Source organism: Massilia sp. CFBP9026, assembly GCF_034045165.1.
Classification (GTDB): Bacteria; Pseudomonadota; Gammaproteobacteria; order Burkholderiales; family Burkholderiaceae_D; genus Telluria; species Telluria arenae.
This window is the reverse complement of the sequence record NZ_JAXCWH010000004.1, coordinates 290,623-306,316: the sequence shown is the minus strand read 5'-3', so window position 1 is coordinate 306,316 and position 15,694 is coordinate 290,623. Positions and strand designations below refer to the sequence as shown.

General features: G+C 65.2%; 16 protein-coding genes. 9 read left to right on the top strand and 7 right to left on the bottom strand.

The features are described 5' to 3' along the window. Positions 1–44: 44 nt before the first annotated feature. The gene (gene nhaR, locus SOM28_RS12475) at positions 45–953 is read right to left on the bottom strand and encodes a transcriptional activator NhaR (RefSeq protein WP_320468304.1); all 909 of its coding nucleotides are present in this window, start codon (positions 951–953) and stop codon (positions 45–47) included. A gap of 116 nt (positions 954–1,069) precedes the next feature. Between nhaR and SOM28_RS12470 the strand changes: the two genes are divergently transcribed. The 4 genes from SOM28_RS12470 (at position 1,070) to SOM28_RS12455 (ending at position 4,140) form a co-directional block, all read left to right on the top strand. Next, positions 1,070–2,119, top strand: coding sequence for a DUF475 domain-containing protein (locus tag SOM28_RS12470; protein ID WP_320468303.1), 1,050 nt, complete (start codon positions 1,070–1,072; stop codon positions 2,117–2,119). 104 nt (positions 2,120–2,223) lie between these two features. After that, positions 2,224–2,799, top strand: coding sequence for a TerD family protein (locus tag SOM28_RS12465; RefSeq protein WP_147933687.1), 576 nt, complete (start codon positions 2,224–2,226; stop codon positions 2,797–2,799). A gap of 48 nt (positions 2,800–2,847) precedes the next feature. Next, positions 2,848–3,543: a TIGR00266 family protein gene (locus tag SOM28_RS12460; protein ID WP_123069958.1), complete on the top strand. Its 696-nt coding sequence runs from the start codon at positions 2,848–2,850 to the stop codon at positions 3,541–3,543. Positions 3,544–3,555: 12 nt separating this feature from the next. Next, positions 3,556–4,140, top strand: a complete 585-nt coding sequence (locus SOM28_RS12455; RefSeq protein WP_147933689.1) for a TerD family protein — start codon at positions 3,556–3,558, stop codon at positions 4,138–4,140. A 67-nt stretch (positions 4,141–4,207) separates the two neighbouring features. Here SOM28_RS12455 and SOM28_RS12450 read toward each other — a convergent pair whose 3' ends face one another. Genes SOM28_RS12450 through SOM28_RS12440 form a run of 3 tightly spaced genes read right to left on the bottom strand, consistent with a single transcriptional unit; the run spans position 4,208 to position 6,667 of the window. Then, positions 4,208–4,489 (bottom strand): hypothetical protein, encoded by a 282-nt coding sequence (locus SOM28_RS12450; RefSeq protein ID WP_320468302.1) that lies wholly within the window; start codon positions 4,487–4,489, stop codon positions 4,208–4,210. Positions 4,490–4,505: 16 nt separating this feature from the next. Next, entirely contained in the window at positions 4,506–5,507 is a 1,002-nt protein-coding gene (locus SOM28_RS12445; RefSeq protein ID WP_320468301.1) for a TonB-dependent receptor domain-containing protein, read from the bottom strand. After that, positions 5,504–6,667: a TonB-dependent receptor plug domain-containing protein gene (locus SOM28_RS12440; RefSeq protein WP_320468300.1), complete on the bottom strand. Its 1,164-nt coding sequence runs from the start codon at positions 6,665–6,667 to the stop codon at positions 5,504–5,506. The genes SOM28_RS12445 and SOM28_RS12440 overlap by 4 nt, the downstream gene beginning before the upstream one ends. A 150-nt stretch (positions 6,668–6,817) precedes the next feature. Here SOM28_RS12440 and SOM28_RS12435 point away from each other — a divergent pair, with 150 nt between their 5' ends. The 4 genes from SOM28_RS12435 (at position 6,818) to SOM28_RS12420 (ending at position 11,210) form a co-directional block, all read left to right on the top strand. Continuing rightward, a complete protein-coding gene (locus tag SOM28_RS12435) occupies positions 6,818–7,225 on the top strand; it encodes a GntR family transcriptional regulator (RefSeq protein ID WP_147933692.1) in 408 nt (135 codons plus the stop codon). Next, a complete protein-coding gene (locus SOM28_RS12430) occupies positions 7,222–7,971 on the top strand; it encodes an ABC transporter ATP-binding protein (protein ID WP_320468299.1) in 750 nt (249 codons plus the stop codon). The genes SOM28_RS12435 and SOM28_RS12430 overlap by 4 nt, the downstream gene beginning before the upstream one ends. Then, positions 7,968–9,377, top strand: a complete 1,410-nt coding sequence (locus tag SOM28_RS12425) for a hypothetical protein (RefSeq protein ID WP_320468298.1) — start codon at positions 7,968–7,970, stop codon at positions 9,375–9,377. Before SOM28_RS12430 ends, SOM28_RS12425 begins: the two co-directional genes overlap by 4 nt. 210 nt (positions 9,378–9,587) lie before the next feature. Next, positions 9,588–11,210 (top strand): methyl-accepting chemotaxis protein, encoded by a 1,623-nt coding sequence (locus SOM28_RS12420; RefSeq protein ID WP_320468297.1) that lies wholly within the window; start codon positions 9,588–9,590, stop codon positions 11,208–11,210. 196 nt (positions 11,211–11,406) lie between these two features. On the opposite strand, the gene SOM28_RS12415 is transcribed toward SOM28_RS12420, so the two are convergent. Together SOM28_RS12415 and SOM28_RS12410 are read right to left on the bottom strand one after the other, a co-directional pair. Then, positions 11,407–12,294: a bile acid:sodium symporter family protein gene (locus SOM28_RS12415; protein WP_320468296.1), complete on the bottom strand. Its 888-nt coding sequence runs from the start codon at positions 12,292–12,294 to the stop codon at positions 11,407–11,409. A gap of 23 nt (positions 12,295–12,317) precedes the next feature. Further along, on the bottom strand, positions 12,318–12,503 hold the full coding sequence (locus SOM28_RS12410; RefSeq protein WP_320468295.1) for a hypothetical protein: 186 nt from the start codon (positions 12,501–12,503) through the stop codon (positions 12,318–12,320). On the opposite strand from SOM28_RS12410, the gene SOM28_RS12405 reads away from it, so the two are divergent. Continuing rightward, positions 12,502–15,006, top strand: coding sequence for a PAS domain-containing protein (locus tag SOM28_RS12405; RefSeq protein WP_320468294.1), 2,505 nt, complete (start codon positions 12,502–12,504; stop codon positions 15,004–15,006). The two genes, SOM28_RS12410 and SOM28_RS12405, sit on opposite strands and share 2 nt — an antisense overlap. Here SOM28_RS12405 and SOM28_RS12400 read toward each other — a convergent pair. Further along, complete coding sequence (locus tag SOM28_RS12400; protein WP_320468293.1) at positions 15,003–15,593, bottom strand: TetR/AcrR family transcriptional regulator; 591 nt, start codon at positions 15,591–15,593, stop codon at positions 15,003–15,005. The genes SOM28_RS12405 and SOM28_RS12400 overlap by 4 nt on opposite strands. Positions 15,594–15,694 lie beyond the last annotated feature (101 nt).

Below are 15,694 nucleotides of genomic sequence, written 5' to 3'. Positions count from 1 at the left end.
AACAAAAGGCAAAGCCAAGGGGCATTGTACAACCTGGCCCGTCTTTACTCCGCGCTGAGGGATTCCCTATGCACGGCGGCCAGGATGGCCTCGACTGCCGGATGCTTGATCTTGCGTTCGTTCGAGATCGCATAGAAGTGCTCGCGCACCTCGGGCACCCGGCCCACCAGCTCGGCGCCGAGCTGGATCTTGATGTCGGCCACCGGCGCCGCCGGGGTGAAGAACAGGCCCAGCCCGCGCCGGCCGAAGGTGTTCAGAAGGGCGTTGTCCTCGAACTCGCCGACCACGTCGGGCCGGATCGCGTGGCGCTCGAACCAGTCGTCGATCTTGCCGCGCAGGGCATTGTTGCGGGTCGGGAGCAGGATCGGGGCGCCGTGCAGCGAGGCCGGGAAATCCTTGCGGTAGTTCCTGGCCAGGGCCGGGGCGCCGACCACGAACATCTCGTTCTCGGACAGCAGGTGGCTGAACACGCGCAGGGTGGTTCCGGTCGGCACCGCGCGGTCGGTCAGCACCACGTCCAGCTTGTGCAGGGCCAGGTCGCCCAGCAGCGCTTCGTACTCGTCCTCATGGCAGACCAGGCGCACCGGGATGGCGAGCTGGGTCGTCACCTCGAGCAGGCGGTAGGCGGTGAACTTGGGCAGCGAATCCGAGATGCCCACCGCGAGCCGGATGCGGGCGCTGTCCGAGGCGTCCAGCGCTTCCTGCATCTGCTCACCGAGCAGGAAGATCTGGTCGGCATAGGACAGCGCGAGGCGGCCAGCCTCGGTCAGGTTCAGGCGCCGGCCTTGCTGATTGAACAGTGCCTTGCCAAAAGCCTGCTCAAGCAGGGTAAGCTGCGTACTGACAGTCTGGATCGCCAGGCCAAGGCGCTCGGCGGCGCGCGTGATGCTGCCTTCCTTGGCGACCACCCAGAAGTAATACAGGTGACGGAAATTGGGTGGCGAGTGATTCATATCTTCTGTTTTTCGGAAGTAATCTTCCGATTATCTTCGCTTTTTCAATATATTGCCAGCGGCTACAATGCATCGGCCGACACCATTGGCATACAACTTATAAGAGGGAAAAACTAATGAAGTACTTTACCTGGTCATTCATCGTGACCGCAGTCTGCCTGACACTGGCCGCCTGGTGGGGCTACGAACATGGCGGCATGGCTGGCGCGATCACCGCGCTGGGCGTGGCCGCCATCCTGTCGGTGATGGAAGTCTCGCTGTCCTTCGACAACGCCGTGGTCAACGCCTCGGTGCTCAAGGGCTGGGACGAGTTCTGGATCAAGCTGTTCCTGGGCGTCGGCATCATCATCGCCGTGTTCGGCATGCGCCTGGTATTCCCGCTGGTGATCGTGGCCGTGGCTGCGGACCTGGGCGCCATGGAAGTGTGGAACCTGGCGCTGTCCGATCCGAAGGCGTTCTCGACCCACCTGACCAACCACCACGCTGAAGTGGCGGCCTTCGGCGGCATGTTCCTGCTGCTGGTCTTCCTGAACTTCATGCTGGACGACGAGAAGGAAACCCACTGGCTGGGCAACTTCGAAGCCAAGATCGGCGCGCTGGGCAAGGTGTCCTCGATCGCCGTGATGATCGCGATCGCCGCGCTGCTGTTCAGCATGACCTATGTTGACGAAGCGCAGAAGATGGTCGTCCTGATCGCAGGCATGTGGGGCATCTTGGTCTATGTGGGTGTCGATATGCTCAGCAGCATGCTGGAAAAGAGCGAGTCGGACGGCGGCAGCGTCGGCGATGCGGTCAAGAAGGGCGGTATCGGCGGCTTCCTGTACCTCGAAGTGCTGGATGCCTCGTTCTCGTTCGACGGCGTGATCGGCGCCTTCGCGATCACCAGCGACGTCGTGATCATCATGCTGGGCCTGGCGATCGGCGCGATGTTCGTGCGTTCGATGACCGTGTTCCTGGTGCGCAAGGGCACGCTGGACGAATACGTCTACCTGGAGCATGGCGCGCACTACGCGATCGGCATCCTGGCCGTGATCATGCTGGCGAGCATGAAGTGGCACGTGCCGGAGCTGATCACCGGCGGCGTCGGCGTGGCCTTCATCCTGGCTTCGCTGTGGAGTTCGCTGCAGTACAAGAAAAAGCACGCGGCGCTGGAAAGCGGTGTGTGATGAATAGCCGCTCCCGCCGGGAGCGGTGCAGGATCCGCGGCGAGCGGCAGAACACCAGCTCGCTGCGTTTGCAACCGGTGTTCATTTATTAGGAGATTTTCATCATGGCAATCAGTCTGCAAAAAGGCGGTAACGTCAACCTGTCGAAAGAAGCGCCAGGCTTGACTTCGCTGAAAGTCGGCCTCGGCTGGGACACTCGCGCCACCGACGGCGCAGCCTTCGACCTCGACGGCGCCGTGTTCCTGCTGAACACGTCCGGCAAGGTGCGTTCGGACAGCGACTTCATCTTCTACAACAACCTGAAATCGGCCGACGGCTCGATCGTCCACTCGGGCGACAACACCACCGGCGCCGGCGAAGGCGACGACGAATTCGTCACCATCGACCTGGCCAAGGTGCCGGCCGACATCGACAAGGTCGTGCTGGGCGTGACCATCCACGACGCCGAAGCGCGCCGCCAGAACTTCGGCATGGTCGGCAAGGCCTTCATCCGCTGCGTCAACAACACCACCAACCAGGAAGTCGCCCGCTACGACCTGTCGGAAGACAGCTCGACCGAAGCGGCGATGATCTTCGGCGAGATCTACCGCAACGGCGCCGACTGGAAGTTCCGCGCCATCGGCCAGGGCTTCAACGGCGGCCTGGGGCCACTCGCCCGCAACTACGGCGTGAACGTTTAAGGTAATGTAGGGGCGGTCCATAAAAACCGCCTCATGAAAGGGAGCCAAATGCCAGTATTTACCGTGACCGGGGACGTCGATCCCTTCCTGCATGTGTCGATGAAACAGGGCGAGACCATCTATTGCGAATCCGACGCGATGGTGATGATGGAATCGACCCTCGATCTCAAGGGCAAGATGAAGGGTGGACTCGGTAGCGCGCTGATGCGCACCTTCGCCAACGGCGAGTCGTTCTTCCAGCAGCACATCGAAGCGACCCGCGGCGAAGGCGACTGCCTGCTGTCGCCGACGCTGCCGGGTGCGATGCAGGTGGTCGACGTCGGTCCGAACAACTACATCATCAGCGATGGCGCCTTTGTCGCGGCCACGTCCGGCGTGGACCTGCGGGTGCGCACGCAAAGCCTGGGCAACGCCCTGTTCGCGCAGAGCGGCGGCTTCTTCGTCACCGAGACGAGCGGCCAGGGCCAGGTGGTGGTGTCGGGCTTCGGGTCCATGTCGGTACTCGATGTGGAACCGGGCAAGGATGCGATCATCGACAACTCGCACGTGGTGTGCTGGGACAGCACCCTGCGCTACGAGATATCGATCACGACCGGCACCAGCGGCGGCTTCCTGGGTAACCTGATCAACAGCCAGACTAGCGGCGAGGGCATGGTCCTGCGCTTCTCGGGTCGTGGCAAGGTCTATGTCTGTTCGCGTAACCGTACTGCATTCAAGGCCTGGATGCAGGCGCCCGCAAAATAAGGAGCTATAACGATGTCAGTCAATCTGCAAAAGGGACAGAAGATTTCCCTGGACAAGGAAGGCGGCGGTGGTCTCTCCCGCGTCACCATGGGTCTCGGCTGGGATGCGATCAAGTCGAAGGGCTTCTTCGGTTTCGGCGGCGGCAAGTCCGAAGCCGTCGACCTGGACGCCTCGGTGGTGATGTTCGACGAATCGAACAATGCGATCGATACGGTCTGGTTCCGCCAGCTCAAGAGCCGTGACGGCAGCATCGTCCACACGGGCGACAACCGCACCGGCGCCGGCGATGGCGACGACGAGCAGATCAGCGTCGACCTGAACGCCGTGCCGGCCAACGTCAAGGCGCTGGTGTTCACGGTGAACAGCTTCACCGGCCAGAATTTCTCGACCGTCGAGAACGCGTACTGCCGCCTGATCAATGCAGCGAACCAGCAAGAGGTGGCGCGCTTCAACCTGTCGGTGACCGGCACGCACTCGGCTCAGATCATGGCCAAGCTGTACCGCCACAACGGCGAGTGGAAGATGCATGCGATCGGCGAGAACGGCAATGGCCGTACCTTCGACGATCTGATGCCGCAGATTACGGTGCACCTGTAATCGGCTGTATTGCGTGATACGAGAAACCGGGGCTGCGTGCCCCGGTTTTTTTCATCCCGGCCTGGCGCTATTCCTCGCAAATGTGGCTGCAGAACTGCTCGCCCTTGTCCTCGAGATCTGCAAGCAGGTCCTCTTCTTCTTCAGTTAGCCGTTTCAATGCTTTCGGATCGGTTTCCTGGCTTTTCTTCTGGCGCAGCTCGGCCATCTTTTGATCGAACCACGCCTTGTGCTCGGGTATCGGGCTGACCTCCGCGCAGCGCCGCATGCATTCCTTGGCGACGAATGGACCGGACGCCGAAGCGCCCGACATCGCGCTGGCCAGCAGGCAGAGGACGAGTATCTTTTTCATGTGCTTCCTTTTTGGGTCATAGACTGGTTTCGAAACGCACCACGATGCGCGCGTGGTTCGCGTTCCAGGCCGAGAGCCGGACGATGCTGTCCTGCTCCAGGTATTCGTCGATGCGGGCCTTGCGCCTGGCCAGCAGGTTGTCGAGGTTGAGCCGCAAGACCGTGGTCTTGCTGACGTTCCAGCTCGCATTCAGGTTCAGCGTGCAGCGGCTCGATTCGTAGACGCGCTGGTTGACGCTGCTGCGGACCCAGTCCTCGGGCAGGTAGCTGGCATCGAAGCCCAGCTTTACCGGCAGCGACTGCAGCGCGTAGCTGCCGCCCAGCTTGGCGCGCCAGGGCGACTGCCCGGCAATGCGGTTGTCGGGACCGGGCAGGTCGCTGAGGGTCGAATCGGCCAGGCCGATGCTGCCGGAGAGTTCCAGGTTCGCCAGCGTGGGCGAGAAATCCTTGCCCGCCAGGCGTGCTTCCAGGTCCAGCCCGCGTATCCGCGCCTGGCCCAGGTTGGCCTGACGGATCACGTAGCGCGGCGTGCTGGCCCAGGGTACGTCCACCAGCGCGACCTCCTGGCCGTTCTTGTCGCTGATATCGCGTGCGTAGAATTCCACGGTGAGTTCGCTGTCGCGGCCGAACCCGTGCGCGTACGACAGGTTCAGGCCGAGCGCGCGTTCCGGCCGCAGGGCGGGATTGCCGCTGCTGTCGGCCAGGTCGATGCCATTGGGTCCGCACAGCCCCTGTGCCGGGCAGGGGGCATACGGATTGATCGTGGGACGCAGCAGCATGTCATCGAAGAAGGGCGTCTGGTAGCTGCGCGCCAGCGAAGCCCTGAGCTGGCGCTTGCGATTGCCCTTGACGCGGTGCGAAACATGCGCCGACGGCGACCACAGGTCGAATCGCGGACGGTTGCTGGCCGGGCCCTCGACCAGCTGGTAGCGGCGCCGTTCGCCTGACGCGCCCAGGTTGACGGCCCAGCGCCGGTTGATCCGCCATTCGTCCTGGATGAACAGCCGGGCGCTCGTCACGCGAGATGCCGTATCGGGCCCCAGCACGGCCACGCTGGGGTCTGGACGGCCGTCGACCAGGTCGGTATGGCTGCTACGCTCTCATTGCGCGCGAACTTGGCGCCGGCGCTGACCCGGTGGCCATCTTCGGTCTCGATAACATAGTCGAGGTCAAGGAAGTAGTTGCGCGTGCTTCGGTCCTGGTCATTGACACGCTGGCGCGGGCCGCCCGGCGACCAGACCTCGTCCCTGCGCTGGCGGCTGTCCGAACGCGAGCCGCTGGCGACCAGCTTGACGGCCAGGCTGCTGTCCGGGTCGATCTTCCAGTTCCACAGCAAGGGCAGGTGCAGATTGTTCGTGGGGCTCGTCCCGGTCTGGTTCGCCAACGAGGTCGGGCCGGACAGCCAGCGCCGTTGTTCCTGGCTGTCGTTGTCGGAGTTGGCGCGCGCGATTTCCGGGCTGAAGGTGAGCGTGTGATTGGCGTCCAGGGTCCAGGCCAGCACGCTGCTGGCAATGAGCGACTCGTACAGGCCCGGGGCATGGATCTCGCCTTCGTATCCACGGACCAGTCCCGCACCTGGCCGTTCACTGGTCTGGACATATTCGCTATGCGTAGTGGACAGCCTGCGCCAGCGCGACAGCATGAAGGTATGGCTGAAGCCATCGCTCACGCCCGTACCCGACCAGGTCAGGTCCATGCCCTTCCTGCCACCCTCGGTGCGCACATTGCCGTTCAATTTGGACGAAGCCTTGCGCTGCGCCTTGCGCAGCACGATGTTGATGGGGCCCGCGATGCCGAACGGTCCGGTGGCGGCAGTGGTGGTCTTGGCGATCTCGATGCGCTCGACGCGCATCAGGTCGATGTTCATGTAGTCGCCGGTCTGCGCCTGGCCATCGACCAGCACCTGGGTGTAGCCGGGCAGGCCGAGCAGGCCGATGCGGCCGCTCTTGTCGACGCTGATGGCGGGCTCGCGCCGGAGCAGCTCGCCGGTGTTCTGCAGGCCGCTGTCGGCGATCTTCTTCTGGCCGATGATGATTTTTCCGGCGACGAAATCCTGGCCCGCCTCGATGTCGGTCTGGGCGCCGCTGATGACGACTTGCTGGGGCGGTGCGCTTGCCCCGGTCTGGGCGTGGGCGTACGTGCTACAGATGGCTAACAGGCAGGCGAGACGACGGTGCATCCGATGGAATCCAATACCAAACCGGTCGATCCTATCAACTAAAGTTCGCTGAAAATGCGCCAAATGTCACTATGGCTCCTACACGTTTCCATGCTTGACAAAGACGGTGGATGGCCTTAGTGTATTAATCAACTAATACACTAATACGCCATGGCGCCCCAACCATCTCAACTGTTCTCGATCGTCCCCGGATCGACCGAGCCGATCTACCGGCAACTGGTCGACCAGGTGCGCCGGCTGGTGGCCGGCGGCCAGCTGGCGCCGGGCGATGCGCTGCCATCGGTGCGCGAGGTCGCGCTGCAGCTCGCCGTCAATCCGATGACCGTGTCCAAGGCCTATGGCCTGCTCGAGCTCGAAAGCCTGCTCGAGCGGCGGCGCGGCATCGGCATGATCGTCGCCGACCGGCCGGCCGGCAGCGGCGGGGCGAGCGCCGCCGGCGAGCGTCTGGCGCTGCTGCGTCCGACCCTGGAACGCGCGGCACGCGAGGCGCGCGAACTTGAGCTCGATCCCGACACCGTCCTCTCTCTCTTTAAAACCATCTTGAAGGAATCACCGTGACCGCACTCCCGATCCAGATGCGCGGCGTCGCCAGGCGCTTCGGCAGCAAGACCGTACTCGACGGCCTCGACTGGGAAGTCGGGCCGGGCCAGGTGATTGGGCTCCTGGGGCGTAACGGCGCCGGCAAGTCGACCTTGATGGAATGCATGCTGGGCCTGCGCGAGATCGACGGCGGCAGCATCGCGCTGTTCGGCGAATCGCCCGACGCGCTGTCGGACGCGACCCGCGCCCGCATCGGCTACGTGCCGCAGAAGTCCGACCTGTTCGACTGGATGACGCCGCTGCAGATGCTGGACTACTTCAAGGCGCTGTATCCGCGCTGGAACGACGCCAAGGTCGAAGGCCTGCTGGGCCGCTGGGGCATCGATCTCGCCATGCGCAACAAGCCGATCCGGCGTTTGTCGGGCGGCGAGCAGCAGCGCCTGTCGATCGTCCGCGCGCTGGCCCACGATCCCGAGCTGCTGGTGCTCGATGAACCGGTGTCGGCGCTGGACCCGGCCGGCCGGCGCGACTTTCTCACCGAGCTGATCGACGGCGTCATCGAGCGCGGCACCACGGTGGTGTTCTCGACCCATATTCTCACCGACCTGGAGCGGGTGGCGTTGGACGTCGCCTTCCTCAAGAACGGCCGCATCGTGCTCGAAGGCGACCTGGACGACCTGCTCGATGGCGCCGCCAGCCACGTGCCGCCCGGTGCGCGCGTGCCGTCGAACCTGGAAGACCTGTTCATCGAGGTGACGCGGTGAGCGCGCGCTTGGCCTTGTATGGCCTGCTGTGGCGGGCGGCGCTGGCGCAGACGCATCCGTATGCGCACCGGGTCGTCATCTGGCTGACGCCAGTCCTGTCGCTGGCGGCGGCGGTCCTCGCCTGGAAGGTGTATGGCCTTGCCACTGCGGCAAGCTGGGGCGTGAATGCGCTGTGCAGCATGGTCCTTCTCACCTGGACCTGGGGCTTTCTGCCCGGCGCCTTCAAGCTCAATTCCCCCGCCAACGCCCAACTGACACCGGTGATGCGTGGCCGCCTGCTGGAACTGGCCATGGCAGTGTGGTTGCCCTGCATCGCCGGCCTGGCGCTGGCCAACGCAGGCAGCGCGTCGGACGTCGTGCTGCGCGTGGTCTGGTGGATGGTGGCATCGCTGGGACTGGCGCTGGCGGCTACCGGCAACGGCGCCGGCTCGGTACTGTTCATCGCGATCTGGCCCCTGATGGGATTGCCATCCTTCATACCAGACCGGGTGCACGCCATGATGGCCCATCCAGCCTTCCTGCCGCTGCTGGCGCTGCTGCTGGTGGCGCCGGGCCTGGCGACCATCAGGACGATCTTTCCGCGCGCGGGCGACCGCCATTGGCGCCAGCTGGAAAAGCGCAATATATGGCGTGACAAGGATGCGCTGCGCAATCGCGAGGATGGCCGCTTCATGCGCTGGTGGCATGCCCGCTCGTTGCGCCGGGCGAGCGACCGCCGCGACCTGGGCGCCATGCTCCTGCACGGCAGCGGCCCCGGCCTGCAGGCAGGCGGCATCGTGCTCGGCATCGCAGGCGTCGGTCTGCTTGGCCTGGTGCTGGTGGGTCTCATGCACCTGGGGGGCTATCGCCATGCGGCCGAACTGGCGCTGAAGATGGGCTGGATGTGGAGCCTGATGCCGCTGGTCCTGTTCCAGATGCACGCGCTGCTGCTTGCGAGCCTGGCGGAGGCGCCCGCCGGCCAGTCCCTGCTCAGGCTGGCGCCAGCCATGCCCGCCACCGCGCCGCGCTTCAATCGCCTGCTGGCATCGAAGGTGTTGCGCAGCAGCATGGTGGCCTGGGCAATGGCGGCGGCCACGGCGCTCGCGTGCAGCGCGCTCACCGGCGCCGGCGTGGACGAGTTGCTGATGGTGGCTTGCCTGAGCGGTCTGGCCCTGCCGACCCTGATCATGCCGCTGCGCGACCATGCGCGCAGGTCGCGCTGGAATTCGGTCCTGCAATGGCTGCTCGTGCTGGTGATCGCCGGGGCATGCTTGCTGGTGGGCGTGTTCGGGCGCGCCATCCTGGGATTGCCGGTTTTTTCGACTGCTGCGGTATTTGCGGTATTGCTGACCGTCGTCCTGGCGGCGCGCCGCTACCGCGCCATGCTTCGGTCCCCATTCGCACTTCCGGCAGGACGGCTGGATTGACGGTCGAAAGGTCATGGCGCGTAACGTGATCTGTTCATTAAGCGAGTTGTCTAAGAGGATAGATCGGTCGTTCTTTTTGTTGCTGCGCAACAACCGGTATCCTGCAATTCCGATACCAAACTTCGGTTTTTGCTGAAAAATTGTCGCACTGGAGATAAGGTTTCGTTGTTGTGCGTTCTCACGAAAAAAACCTTCATCTTCAGGGCAACCATGCTTTTCAAATTGACACTGCGAATCCGGCTCATCGCCACGATGGCCATGCTCGGCTTCCTCATCACCGCCGTCGGCCTGCTCGGCATCTATGGCATGCGTGAAGACCACGGCACGCTCGAGCAGGTGTACTCGAACCAGCTGGCGTCCAGCATCGCGATCAATAATTCCAAGAACTTCCTGAACCGCGCCCGCTTCGGCCTGGACCGCGCCGTGTTTCATCCGGACGCGGCCGACGTCGGCAAGACCCTGAGCCGCGCCAAGGGCTTCATCGACGATTCGAACAAGGAATGGCAGCGCTACCTGGCCCTGCCGCGCGACGGCGAGGAAGCGGAACTGGCCAAGACCCTGGAAGTCGAACGCAACCGTTACATCAACGACGGCATGCTGGCGCTGGCCACCGCCGTCGAGCAAATGAACGTCGAGCGCATCGAAGCGCTGTCGATGAAGGAAATGACGGCCTTGTACGGCACCTTCGACAAGGCATCGGTCGCGCTGGACGATTACCAGCTGAGCACCGCCAAGGCAGGTTACGACGAGAGCGGCCGCCTGTTCGACATGCTGATGTGGGTGTCGGGTGCCAGCGTGGTGCTGGGCGTGCTGCTGGCGGCGGTGTCGTCGTGGCTGCTGCTGCGCGCCATCATGCGTCCGCTCGACCATGCGCTCGGCCACTTCGACGCGATGGCCCATGGCGACCTGTCCACCCGCGTTGAGGTCGACCGTGACGACGAAATGGGCGCACTGCTCAAGGGCCTGGCCACCATGCAGCAGCAGCTGGCCACCACCGTGCGCAGCGTGCGCGACAGCAGCATATCGATCGCCAGCGCCAGCAGCGAGATCGCGGCCGGCAATATGAACCTGTCGGCGCGTACCGAGCAGCAGGCCAGCGGCCTGGAAGAAACCGCTTCCTCGCTCGAGGAACTGACCACCACCGTCCAGCACAACGCGGACAATGTGCGCCAGGCCAATAACGTGGCGCGTTCGGCGTCCGAGGTCGCGCTGCGGGGCGGCCAGCTGGTGTCGGAAGTGGTGCAAACCATGGGCGCCATCGACGCCTCGTCCAAGCGCATCGTCGACATCATCTCGACCATCGACGGCATCGCCTTCCAGACCAATATCCTGGCACTGAACGCGGCCGTCGAAGCGGCCCGTGCCGGCGAGCAGGGCCGCGGTTTCGCGGTCGTGGCGGGTGAGGTGCGCAACCTGGCGCAGCGCTCGGCGGCGGCGGCCAAGGAAATCAAGGAGTTGATCAGCACCTCGGTCAGCAATGTCGAGGCGGGCACCGCCCTGGTCGACAGCGCCGGCACCACCATGGACGAGATTGTTGCCAGCGTGACCCGCGTCAGCGACATCATGGCCGAGATCCTGGCCGCCGGCGAAGAACAGACCGCCGGCATCCAGCAGATCAACGAAGCAGTCAGCCATATGGACCAGGCGACCCAGCAGAACGCCGCCCTGGTCGAGGAAGCGGCCGCCGCCACCGGCGCGCTGCAGGACCAGGCGCATGCGCTGCAGCAGATGGTGGGCGTGTTCAAGGTCGATGCGCAGGCTGGCGTGGCGAACCAGGCGCAGGCGCCGTTGCGTTCGCGTGCAGGCCACGAACGCATGGCCCTGGCCGCGTAACCAAGCACGTCGTTCCCGCGTAACCAAGCACGTCGTTCCCGCGTAACCAAGCACGTCGTTCCCGCGGAGGCGGGAACCCAAGTCCTTCGCGCTAACGTCGCCTTCAAACGCAGGCACTGAGCGAGCAAGCTTAGGTTCCCGGCTTCGCGGGAACGACGTGCTTGAGCTAACGATTCCAACGTGAGCTCAGCTTAGCTCAGCCTGCCGCCGCCACCTTCACCCCGGCCCCCTGCCTCCGCAGCACCAGCACCCCGAACGCCGTCGCCAGCACATACATGCTGATCGAATAAATCGCCGCCGGCACCATCAGCTGGAAGTCGCCCAGCACCGACACCGCCACGAAAATCGCCAGCGTCGAGTTATGGATCCCGATCTCGTAGCCGATCGCCACCGCGTTCGGCTTGTCGAGGCCGGCGATGCGTGGCACGTAGTAGCCCAGGCCCAGGCTCGCCGCATTGAACAGCACCACCGCCAGCCCGACCGTGGCGAACGAGCCGGTCAGCGCATCCCATTCCTTGGCGAAGGCGATCAGCGCCAGCGCCGCCAGCACCGCCATCGAGAAAATCTTCATCGGCTTGTCGGTACGCGCCGCGAAGCCCGGCGCGACCCTTTTGACCGCCATCCCGATCGCCACCGGCACCAGCACGATGCCGATCACTTCCATCACCTTGGCGGTCTGCATCGGCACCACCTGGCCGCTCTGCGAAAAGCTGGCGATGGCGAAGTTGGCGATCAACGGGAGCGTGACGATCGACAGCAGCGTGTTGATCGCGGTGAGCGAGATATTCATCGCCACATTGCCCCCGAACAGATGGCTGAACAGGTTCGCGGAGACGCCGCCGGGCGAGGCGGCCAGCAGCATCAGGCCGATCGCGAACACGGACGGCACGTCCAGCAGCACGATCAGGCCGTAGCACAGCGCCGGCAATGCCAGCGCCTGCAGCGCCAGCGCCAGCACTACCGCCTTCGGATGACCGAGCAGGCGCCGGAAGTCGCCGATGGTCAGGGACAGGCCCAGGCCGAACATGATCAGGGCCAGCGCCGCGATCAGGAGGGTCGGGAGTAGAGTAATAAAATCGGTCATTGCGCGTCTCCTTCGTGGTGTTCTTATGGGATGTCGGCGCGCCGGACTGCGCATGCGCGCTGCCCTGCCAGTGTAGTCGAGTGCGTGGCAAAAAAATCGTCCGGCGGCGCCGATATCGCGGCGCGGTGGCGTTGCAGAGCGTGCAATAATGCCGGATGAATGCGCGCAACCACGTCCTGGAACCCCATCAGGCACACGATCGATTCCATGGGTAATCCAGCAGCGTTTCCCGCTTCCGGCGCCGCCATGGCCGCGGCAATCCGCGGCCACGACTGGGCCGCCTCGCCGCTGGGCCCGATCGCAACCTGGCCCGCCACGCTGCGCACCAGCATCAATATCGTGCTGGACTCGGCCTTTCCGGGCTTTATCGTCTGGGGACCGGAGCAGATCCTGCTCTACAACGACGCCTACGCCGAGATCCTGTGCAACAAGCATCCGGCCGCGCTGGGGCAGCCGTTCCAGGCCGTCTGGCACGAAATCTGGGACGTGCTCGCGCCGCTGGTCGAGCGCACCCTGGTGGGCGGCGAATCGCACAAGATGAACGACATCCCGCTCGTCATGCAGCGCAAGGGCTACGCCGAGCATACCTGGTTCACCTATTCCTACGGTCCCGTGCGCGACGACGCCGGCCGCATCCTCGGCCTGCTGTGCACCTGCATCGAAACCACCGAGGCGGTGCTCAGGCAGCGGCGCCAGGCGGCCGACGAAGCCGTGCTGCGCGAGCACGAATCGGCGTCGCGCGTCGACGCCGAGCGGGTCCAGCTGGCGCTGGAGGCTGGCGCCATCATCGGCACCTGGTTCTGGCACCTGCCGACCGACCGCTTCACCGTCGACGAAGCCTTCGCGCGCGCCTTCGGCCTCGACCCGGCCATCGGGCGCACCGGCCTGTCCCTGGCCCAGGTGGTGGCCACCGTGCACCCCGACGACCAGGCCGGGCTGGCCCAGGCCATCAACACGGTGATCGCACGCGGCGGCCATTATGCCCACCAGTACCGGGTGCGGCGCGCCGACGGCCAGTATTACTGGATCGAAGCCAATGGCCGGGTCGACCTGGCGCCGGACGGCACCGGCCTGCGCTTCCCGGGCGTGCTGATCGACGTCGAGGGCCGGCGCGCGGTGGAGGCCGAGCGCGACGGGGCGATCCTCAAGCTGCGCGCGCTGAACGAGCAGCTGGAACAGAAGGTGCTGGCCCAGGCGCTGGCGCGCGGGCGCACCTGGCAGCTCAGTCCCGACATCCTCGGGGTGCTCAATGCCGACGGATTCATGGAGAGTTCGAACCCGGCCTGGCAGGCCGCGCTGGGTTGGAGCGAGGAAGAGGTCGCCGGCACGCCCTTCCTCGACTTTATCCACCCCGACGACCGCGCCCGCACCGAGGCGGTCTGGCGCGACGCGCTGGAGCGCGGCATTCCCGCGCTGCGCTTCGAGAACCGCTATTGCCACAAGGCCGGCGGCTGGCGCTGGCTGTCGTGGGTGGCGGTGGCGGACGAGCGCAAGGTGTACTGCTCGGCGCGCGACATCAGCGTCGAGCGCGAACGCCAGGCCGAGCTGGAGCGGGCGCACGAACAGCTGCGCCATTCGCAGAAGATGGAGGCGGTGGGCCAGCTTACCGGCGGGCTCGCGCATGACTTCAACAACCTGCTGGCCGGCGTCGCGGGCAGCCTGGACCTGGTCAAGCTGCGCCTGAAGCAGGGCCGCGTGGACGAGATCGAGCGCTACGTCGCGGTGGCGCAAGGTGCGACCAGGCGGGCGGCGGCGCTCACCCACCGGCTGCTGGCATTCTCGCGGCGCCAGACGCTGGCGCCGCGCGCCATCTGCGTCAACACCATGGTCGACGGCTTGTTGGACATGATCCGGCGCACGGTGGGCCCCGGCGTGCGGGTCGAGCCGGACTACAGCGGCGTCCCGTGGACGGCGCTGGTCGACCAGTCGCAGCTCGAGAACGCGCTGCTGAACCTGTGCATCAATGCGCGCGACGCCATGCCGGAAGGCGGCCGCATCGCGATCGCGACCGCCAACCGCGCGCTCGACGCCGACGCCGCGCGCGGCCACGAGCTGCCGCCCGGCGACTATCTCGTGCTGTCGGTTGCCGACAGCGGCACCGGCATGGCACCTAGCGTGCTGGCCAAGGCCTTCGAACCCTTCTTCACCACCAAGCCGCTGGGCCAGGGCACGGGGCTGGGACTATCGATGATCTACGGCTTTGCCAAGCAATCTGGCGGGCAGGTGGCGATCGATTCGCAGCTGGGGCAGGGCACCACGGTCAGCATCTTCCTGCCGCGCCATCGCGGTGCGGCCGACGAACGCGATGCGGCGCCGGCCGCCGATGCCACGCCACCGGCCGGCCAGGGCGAGACGATCCTGGTGGTGGACGACGAACCGAGCGTACGCATGCTGGTGGTCGACGTGCTCGAGGAACTCGGCTACACGGTGCTCGAAGCCGAGGACGGCGCCGGCGGCCTGGCGCTGCTGCAATCGGACGCGCGCATCGACCTCGTGGTCTCGGACGTCGGCCTGCCGGGCATGATGAATGGACGCCAGATGGCGGACGCGGCGCGTATCAAGCGTCCCCTGCTGAAGGTCTTGTTCATCACCGGCTATGCCGAAACCGCCTTGCTCGACCACGGGCAGCTCGCGCCCGGCATGTCGGTGCTGACCAAGCCGTTCTCGATCGACGCGATGGCGCAGCGGGTGCGCGAACTGGTCGCAGACTAGGAATCCGCGCCGGGCCAGGTCGACAGCGCCTGGTCGACCACCGCATCGAGCATCTCGCGCTCGAAGCCGGCCTTGGCCTGGATCGCCATGCCATGCAGCAGCGCCATCACATAGGCCGCCAGGGCGGCGGGCCGGGCCGAGGCGGGCAGGTCGCCTTCGGCCTGGGCGCGCTCGAAGCGCTCGCGCAACTGTTGTTCGCCGATCGCACGGAAACCGATCAGCGCCTGGCGCACCGGTTCCGACTCGTCCGAACCGGCCACGGCCCCATTGATGCCGAGGCAGCCGGTGCGGTCGGGGAAGCGGGTATTCAGCTCGACCGAGCTGTACAGCATGTGGGCGGCCACTTCGCGCGACGTCGGCTTGGCCAGCGCTTCTGGGATGTGGGTCATGAAGCGCTCGTGATAGCGCTCCAGCACGCGCTTGAACAGCGCTTCCTTGTTGCCGAAGGCCGAGTACAGGGCCGGCCGCTCGACGCCGGCGGCTTCGGTCAGGTCGGCATACGAGGCGCCCTCGTAGCCCTTGCGCCAGAACACGCACAGTGCGGCATCCAGCACCTTGTCGGCGTCGTATTCGCGATGGCGACCCATCAGCATACCTCCGCTTTTTCAATAACGGCCATTACAAAAAATGCTTGACAGTCCATCCGCGGATTATACACTCATCGTTATCGTAACGATCGTTACGAAAT

Coding starts and splice junctions, on each gene's coding strand:
- nhaR (WP_320468304.1), bottom strand. CDS start 953: ATGAATCACTCGCCACCCAATTTCCGTCACCTGTATTACTTCTGGGTG.
- SOM28_RS12470 (WP_320468303.1), top strand. CDS start 1,070: ATGAAGTACTTTACCTGGTCATTCATCGTGACCGCAGTCTGCCTGACA.
- SOM28_RS12465 (WP_147933687.1), top strand. CDS start 2,224: ATGGCAATCAGTCTGCAAAAAGGCGGTAACGTCAACCTGTCGAAAGAA.
- SOM28_RS12460 (WP_123069958.1), top strand. CDS start 2,848: ATGCCAGTATTTACCGTGACCGGGGACGTCGATCCCTTCCTGCATGTG.
- SOM28_RS12455 (WP_147933689.1), top strand. CDS start 3,556: ATGTCAGTCAATCTGCAAAAGGGACAGAAGATTTCCCTGGACAAGGAA.
- SOM28_RS12450 (WP_320468302.1), bottom strand. CDS start 4,489: ATGAAAAAGATACTCGTCCTCTGCCTGCTGGCCAGCGCGATGTCGGGC.
- SOM28_RS12440 (WP_320468300.1), bottom strand. CDS start 6,667: ATGCACCGTCGTCTCGCCTGCCTGTTAGCCATCTGTAGCACGTACGCC.
- SOM28_RS12435 (WP_147933692.1), top strand. CDS start 6,818: ATGGCGCCCCAACCATCTCAACTGTTCTCGATCGTCCCCGGATCGACC.
- SOM28_RS12420 (WP_320468297.1), top strand. CDS start 9,588: ATGCTTTTCAAATTGACACTGCGAATCCGGCTCATCGCCACGATGGCC.
- SOM28_RS12415 (WP_320468296.1), bottom strand. CDS start 12,294: ATGACCGATTTTATTACTCTACTCCCGACCCTCCTGATCGCGGCGCTG.
- SOM28_RS12405 (WP_320468294.1), top strand. CDS start 12,502: ATGGGTAATCCAGCAGCGTTTCCCGCTTCCGGCGCCGCCATGGCCGCG.
- SOM28_RS12410 (WP_320468295.1), bottom strand. CDS start 12,503: ATGGAATCGATCGTGTGCCTGATGGGGTTCCAGGACGTGGTTGCGCGC.
- SOM28_RS12400 (WP_320468293.1), bottom strand. CDS start 15,593: ATGGGTCGCCATCGCGAATACGACGCCGACAAGGTGCTGGATGCCGCA.